The sequence below is a fragment of the Streptomyces corynorhini genome (assembly GCF_003346515.1).
GTDB classification, from domain to species: Bacteria; Actinomycetota; Actinomycetes; order Streptomycetales; family Streptomycetaceae; genus Streptomyces; species Streptomyces corynorhini.
The window spans coordinates 24,297-31,395 of sequence record NZ_QQNA01000200.1 but is presented as its reverse complement, the minus strand read 5'-3'; the positions used below and the strand labels follow the sequence as shown (position 1 = coordinate 31,395).

Annotated in this window: 4 protein-coding genes and 1 pseudogene; all 5 read left to right on the top strand. The window is 73.2% G+C overall.

What is annotated here, in order from left to right:
• Positions 1 to 224: 224 nt before the first annotated feature.
• On the top strand, positions 225 to 851 hold the full coding sequence (locus DVH02_RS23770) for an NUDIX domain-containing protein (protein WP_114625865.1): 627 nt from the start codon (positions 225 to 227) through the stop codon (positions 849 to 851).
• Positions 852 to 1,587: 736 nt separating this feature from the next.
• Positions 1,588 to 3,727 (top strand): annotated as a pseudogene (locus tag DVH02_RS23760) (tetratricopeptide repeat protein).
• A gap of 144 nt (positions 3,728 to 3,871) precedes the next feature.
• Positions 3,872 to 4,987, top strand: a complete 1,116-nt coding sequence (gene ald, locus DVH02_RS23755; protein WP_114625863.1) for an alanine dehydrogenase — start codon at positions 3,872 to 3,874, stop codon at positions 4,985 to 4,987.
• Positions 4,988 to 5,369: 382 nt separating this feature from the next.
• A complete protein-coding gene (locus tag DVH02_RS23750) occupies positions 5,370 to 6,491 on the top strand; it encodes a ParA family protein (RefSeq protein WP_114625862.1) in 1,122 nt (373 codons plus the stop codon).
• Positions 6,488 to 7,078 (top strand): hypothetical protein, encoded by a 591-nt coding sequence (locus tag DVH02_RS23745; RefSeq protein WP_114625861.1) that lies wholly within the window; start codon positions 6,488 to 6,490, stop codon positions 7,076 to 7,078. Before DVH02_RS23750 ends, DVH02_RS23745 begins: the two co-directional genes overlap by 4 nt.
• Positions 7,079 to 7,099: the final 21 nt, after the last annotated feature.

Below are 7,099 nucleotides of genomic sequence, written 5' to 3'. Positions count from 1 at the left end.
GCCCTACGGCTGGTCGGCCCGCACCCGCTCTTCGCCGGGCTGGTGAAGGCCGCGGTCGAGCGCCGGGAGAACGCGCCGGTCGCCGCGGACGTCACGGCGCAGGTCACGGCGCGGGCCGACCAGCCGTAGGGCGTGACGCAGGGGATACGGTGGGAGCCGGGGTACGGGTCGCGCGGACCGGTGCCCCGGTTTCCGCTTGTGCGCCACTGTGGGAGGACGCTGCCATGACCATCAAGGACACCCCCGAGGAGTGGCGGGTCACCGCGACCGCGACGCCCTTCCGCGGCAACAAGACCAGTGTCCGTACCGATGATGTGGTCATGCCCGACGGCACGGTCGTGAAGCGGGACTACCAGGTCCACCCCGGCTCCGTGGGGATCCTCGCCCTCGACGCGTCGGACCGGGTGCTCGTCCTGCGGCAGTACCGGCACCCGGTGCGCCAGAAGCTGTGGGAGATTCCGGCCGGGCTCCTCGACGTGCCCGGCGAGAACCCGCTGCACGCGGCGCAGCGCGAGCTGTACGAGGAGGCGCACATCAAGGCCGAGGACTGGCGGGTGCTGACGGACGTCTACACGACGGCGGGCGGCTGCGACGAGGCGGTACGGATCTTCCTCGCCCGCGATCTGTCGGCGGCGGAGGGCGAGCGCTTCGAGGTCTCCGAGGAGGAGGCCGACATGGAGCTGGCCCGGGTCGCCCTGCCGGAGCTGGTGCGCGGGGTGCTCGCCGGTGAGCTGCACAACAACTGCCTGGCCGTGGGGGTGCTCGCGCTCACGGCGGCGCTGGCGGGCGACGGTACGGACGCGCTCCGGCCGGCCGACGCGCCCTGGCCGGCCCGTCCGTTCGAATCCTGACCCGATTCGATCCGCTGATCCGACGAAATGCTGATCCGATCGGGGGATTCCCCGGCCGCGCTCCCCGGCTTTCGTCGCAGAGAGTGAACTACGCTCGAACCGCCCGTGCGGAGACCCGCCGGGCTCGGCTCGTGCGCAGGCGGACGGAGCGTGGCCCGTGACGGATCAGGCGGTGGATGTGAGCGGCTCGGGCCGCGCGCGGGCGACCGGGGACGGCGACGCCCCTGAACAAGAGTCAACCCCGGCGGAGGTGACGGTATCTGACGCCGCGTCGGAGACCCGGCCGAGCGGCCGGACCGAGACGGCGCGGAAGCCGCCGAAGCGAACTTCCCGTACGAAGGGGAAGAGTCGGACGAACATCCCGGAGAGTGTCGAAACCGCCATCGATCCCGTACGGGAGAGCGGCCGGGACCGGCACCCCGAGCCGGAGCCGGAGGCGGACCCCGTACCGGCCGGGGTGACGGACGGTGGCGGGTCCGCGCCGCCCGCGCCGACCGTGGCGGCCGATCCCGCCGCCGGCGCCGCTCCGGCCGAGGCCGCCGGCGCCGCTCCGGCCGAGGCCACGGGCGCCGAGCCGGTCGCGGCTCCGGAGCCCGGCATCGCTCCCGAGGCGGTCACCGGCCTTGAGCCCGGCACCGCTCCTCGACCCGGCGCAGGGCTTGGGCCTGGCCCCGGCCCCGGCGAGGCCGCCGCGCCGCCCGCTGCCTCGCCCGTCACCGCCCCGCCCGCGGCCCCGCTGGTCACCGCCCCGGCCGAGGTCCGGCCGTCCCCGCCACTCCTCACCCCCGATCCGGTACCGCCCCGATCCGGCGCGCGGCCCTCCGGCGAGCGGCCCCCGGACGACCACTTCTTCGGGCGCCAGCGTGAACTGAAGGCGCTGCACGGCGACATCGAACGCGCCGGACTCAACACCATCTCCGGACGCAAGGAGCCGCGCGCCCGCGTCCTGCTGATCGCCGGACGCCCCGGCTCGGGACGGACCGCCCTCGCCCGGGAGCTGGCCGGACAGCTCGCCCCCGGCTACCCCGACGGAGTCGTCAGGGCCCGGCTGACCGAGGCGGGCGGCGCGCCCGTCCCCACCGAGCGGACCGCGCGCGAGATCCTCGGCGTGTTCGGAGTCGCGACCCCGCCGGGCGCGGGGGAGGACGAGCTGTCCGAGATGGTCCGCGAGGCGCTGGCCGTCCGCCGCGTCCTGCTGCTCCTCGACGACGCGGCCGACGCCGAACAGGTCGATCCGCTGGTCCCCGACAACCCCGGCTGCCTGGTGGTCGCGGTGGCGCAGGGGCCGCTCACCGGGGTGCCCGACGTACGCCCCTGCACGCTCGGCGGCATGGACGCCAAGGCCGCCATCGAACTCCTCGCGCGATTCGCCGGATCCGTACGGATCACCGTCGACCCGCAGGCCGCCGAGTCGCTCGCCGAGGAGTGCGGGGGACAGCCCGCCGCGCTCGTCCTGGCGGGCGGCTGGCTCGCCGCCCGGCCCACCGCCTCGGTGGCCGACGCCGCCAAGCGGCTGCGCGCGCTGCCGTACGACACCGACCTGCCGGTCGGGGACCGGCCGCTGGCCCGCGCCTTCCAGCTGGTGTACGAGAGCCTGCCGGGGCCCGCCGCCCGGATACTGCGACTGCTCGCGCTCGCGCCCGGCGGCCTCGCCGACGCGCACACCGCCTCCGCGCTGGCGGGCTGCTCGGTCTCGGCGGCCGGGGTGACGCTGGACGACTTCACCGTGCGCGGTCTGCTGCACCGGGCCGACGACCCCACCCCCGACCCGGGCCCGCTGGACTTCGGCTGCCAGGACGCCGGGGCGACCGCCCCCCAGTACGTGGTGCCCGGCTGTCTGGTCCCGCTGCTGCGGGCCGTCATGGAGCACGAGGACCGGCCCGCCGAGGTGCAGCTCGCCCGCGCCCGGATGCTGGAGCGGACCGTACGGCTGCTCCAGTCCTGCCGCGCGGTCACGGACCCCGAGGGCTCCGCGGCGCGGCGGCGGCTGGCCGGACTGCCGCGCGCGCTGCGCTTCCCGCACGCCGGGGCGGCGGACGCGTGGCTGTACTCGCGGCGGCCCGCGCTGCTGGCCTGCGCCCGGCTCGCGGTCGCCGACGGCGAGCTGGACACCCTGGCCCGCAGACTGGTCGCCGCGCTGGTGCGGGCGCTCGCCGCGCACCGGGGCACCGAGGCCGCCGCGCCCGAGCTGTACGGGCTGCACCAGCTGGTCCTGGACATCGCCGAGCGCCGCGGGCTGCACCGGGAGCGGGCGGCGGCGCTGCTGAACATCGGCGACCTGGACGCCAGGACCGGCCGTACCCACGACGCGCTCGCGCGCTACCGCGCGGCGCTGGACGCCGGGCGCGAGGCGGGCGACCTCTACGCGACCGGCCGCGCCATGGAATCCATCGGCGGGGCCCACCAGGACCTGGGCGACTGGCAGCGGGCGGCCGACTGGTACGGCAGGGCGCTCTCCCAGCGGCTGAGCAGAGGCGAGCGGGCCGACGAGGCGCGGCTCCACGGACGGCTCGGCACCGTCCACACCTACGCGGGCCGCTACGGCGAGGCGCTGCGCAACTGGCGGGCAGCCGCCGCCCTCCACCGCAGGCTCCAGGACCTGCCCGGTCTGGCGCGGACGCTGAGCGAGGCGGCCAGGGTCCAGGAGTACGCGGGCCGGCCGCAGGAGTCGCTGCGCACCTGCCAGGAGGCGGTCGAATGGGCGCGCCGGGCCGAGGACGTACGGCTCCAGGCCGCGCTGCAGCTGCGGCTGGCCGACACCCTGGACCGGCTCGGCGACCCCACGGCGGCCAGGCTGCACCGGGCGACCTCCGAGCGACTCTTGGAAACCGAGGGAAAACACCTGCGAAATCCGTAGCGCTTCGGCTGGAGATTGATGCTTTGCAAGGCTAGACAGCGAGAAATCCTTCATTAGACTGGCTCTGCCGCGTTCCTCCGCGGCGTCTCCCCGTACGCCACGTGTGTCCGGGTATATATGGGATTGCCCCGGGAGTCCCCTGAGTCAAGGACCGTGATCTGCCGTGTTGGTCGGTATCCCCCGTGAAGTCAAGAACAACGAATTCCGGGTGGCCATCACACCCGCGGGCGTGCACGAGCTGGTGCGCCAGGGGCATCAGGTCGTCGTCGAACACGACGCCGGTGCGGGCTCCTCGATCACGGACGGGGAGTACACGGCCGCGGGCGCGCGGATCCTGCCCACCGCCGACGAGGTCTGGGCCGCCGCCGATCTGCTGCTCAAGGTCAAGGAGCCGGTGGCCGAGGAGTACCACCGGCTGCGCAAGGACCAGACGCTCTTCACCTACCTGCACCTCGCCGCCTCCCGCGCCTGCACGGAGGCCCTGCTGGACTCCGGCACCACCGCCATCGCCTACGAGACCGTCGAGACCGCGAACCGCGCGCTGCCGCTGCTCGCCCCGATGTCCGAGGTCGCGGGCCGGCTGGCGCCCCAGGTCGGCGCGTACCACCTGATGCGCTCCGCCGGTGGGCGCGGGGTGCTGCCCGGCGGCGTGCCGGGCACGGCCGCGGGCCGGGCCGTCGTCATCGGCGGCGGGGTCTCGGGCTGGAACGCCACCCAGATCGCCGTCGGCATGGGCTTCCAGGTGACCCTGCTCGACCGGGACATCAACAAGCTGCGCGAGGCCGACCGGATCTTCGGCAGCAAGGTACGGACCATCGTCTCGAACGCCTTCGAACTGGAGAAGGCGGTCGTCGAGGCGGACCTCGTCGTCGGGGCCGTGCTCATCCCGGGCGCGAAGGCGCCGAAGCTCGTCACCAACGAGCTGGTGGCCCGGATGAAGCCCGGAAGTGTACTTGTCGACATTGCGATTGATCAGGGCGGTTGCTTCGAGGACTCGCGTCCCACGACCCACGCCGACCCGACCTTCCGCGTCCACGACTCGGTCTTCTACTGCGTGGCCAACATGCCGGGTGCCGTACCCCACACCTCCACGTACGCTCTGACCAACGCCACGCTGCCGTACATCGTGGAGCTGGCCAACCACGGCTGGACCGGCGCGCTGCGCCGGGACCCGGCCCTCGCCAAGGGGCTCAACACCCATGAGGGCCAGGTGGTTTACCGTGAGGTGGCCGAAGCCCACGGGCTGGATCACGCCGAATTGGGGACGCTTCTCGGCTGACGCGTCAACGCGTCACGTCAACATCGCGCCAGCGGCCGGATCTTGCTCCCCGAGGTCCGGCCGGTCGCGTGCCGGAGCCCGCCGAACCCCCGGTCAACACGCCTCGAACGTAACGTTTTCAACCGGTTGATGGGGACGGAAAACACGCGGGTCATGCCTTGGTGAGAGGCGCGTGCGCCCTTGACAGAGGGATGTTCCGTTACCGACACATCGGGTCGGGTCCGGCGGATTGTGTTGCTGCGAAGTGGTGACACGCCATAGAGTCGCCAACCGTCGGCATGGTGCCACGCTGACCTATCGATAAAGTTTCCTGGTCCCGTCCAAGGAGGTAAGACGACTTGTGAATGAGTCGACATTTACTCCCGGGGGTGGTCAACCAGGAATGCCGGTGAGGGGCCAGAACCCGTCGTCCGGGTTCGAGGCTGTCGGCTCCGTAGCTGTCCGCACCTTCGCCACCCACCAGCACATGACGACAGCCCACCAGATGATGGACGGCCAACACGTGAACGCCATGGCCGGCAACGAGGGCGGGCGAGAGTCCAGCCCATTCGCCGACTACAGCGAAGTGCCCGAGGGGCACTTCTACGACCCCGACGCCGAGTACGAGCCGGACCCCGAGTACGCGGCCACCCTCGCCCCCGACGCCGCACGCCAGCGCCGCGAGCGGATCGGCCCGACCGGGCGCCCCCTGCCGTACTTCCCGATCCCGGGCCCGCTCACCGACCACGGCCCCGCGAAGATCATCGCGATGTGCAACCAGAAGGGCGGCGTCGGCAAGACCACGTCGACCATCAACCTGGGCGCCGCGCTCGCGGAGTACGGCCGGCGTGTGCTGCTCGTCGACTTCGACCCGCAGGGAGCCCTGTCGGTCGGTCTCGGCGTGAACCCGATGGAGCTGGACCTCACCGTCTACAACCTGCTCATGGAGCGGGGCATGGCGGCCGACGAGGTGCTCCTGAAGACCGCCGTGCCCAACATGGACCTGCTGCCGAGCAACATCGACCTCTCGGCCGCCGAAGTGCAGCTGGTCAGCGAGGTCGCCCGCGAGTCCACCCTCCAGCGCGCCCTGAAGCCGCTGCTCCAGGACTACGACTACATCGTGATCGACTGTCAGCCCTCGCTCGGTCTGCTGACCGTGAACGCGCTGACCGCCGCGCACAAGGTGATCGTGCCGCTGGAGTGCGAGTTCTTCGCGCTGCGCGGTGTGGCGCTGCTCACGGAGACCATCGAGAAGGTCCAGGAACGGCTCAACCCCGAGCTGGAACTCGACGGCATCCTCGCCACGATGTACGACTCCCGTACGGTGCACAGCCGCGAGGTGCTCGCGCGCGTCGTCGAGGCGTTCGACGACCACGTGTACCACACGGTGATCGGGCGGACCGTGCGCTTCCCGGAGACCACGGTCGCCGGTGAGCCGATCACCACGTACGCCTCCAACTCCGTCGGCGCCGCCGCCTATCGCCAGCTCGCCAGGGAGGTGCTCGCCCGGTGTCACGCCGAGTGAGTCTGCCCGGGGCCGACGAGCTGTTCCGTACGACCGGCGGCATGGCGCTGACCTCCTCGTCGCCCGCGGGGCAGCGGCGGGGCGCCAACGGCGAGGCCCGGGTGCCGGGACCCGCCGGGGAGAGCGACCCGGCGGGCGAGGGCAGGACGGGCGGCGCGGGCTCCGCGGCCCCGGCCGAGCAGCACACCGCGGCCGACCCGAACTCCACCGAGTCCTCGCGCGGCCGGGCGACGGAGGCCGAGCAGTCCGCCGCCGCGAAGGGACGCAGACCACAGGAGGGCGGCGCCCCCGGCCAGCCCGGCCAGGCCCCGGCGGCCGGCGGCCCGCAGGGCGGCCAGCAGCGCCGCCGCGGGCGGGGCGCCAACCGCCGCCCCAGCGGACGCGAACGGCACGACGAGAAGATCACGGTCTATGTCTCGGCCGAGGAGCTGATGGACCTCGAACACGCGCGGCTGGTCCTGCGCGGCGAGCACGGGCTCGCCGTGGACCGGGGCCGCATCGTGCGCGAAGCCGTCGCCGTGGTCCTCGCCGACCTCGAATCGCGCGGCGACGCGAGCATCCTCGTACGACGCCTGCGCGGACGCTGAAGGTAGCCTGCGCGAGCAGCT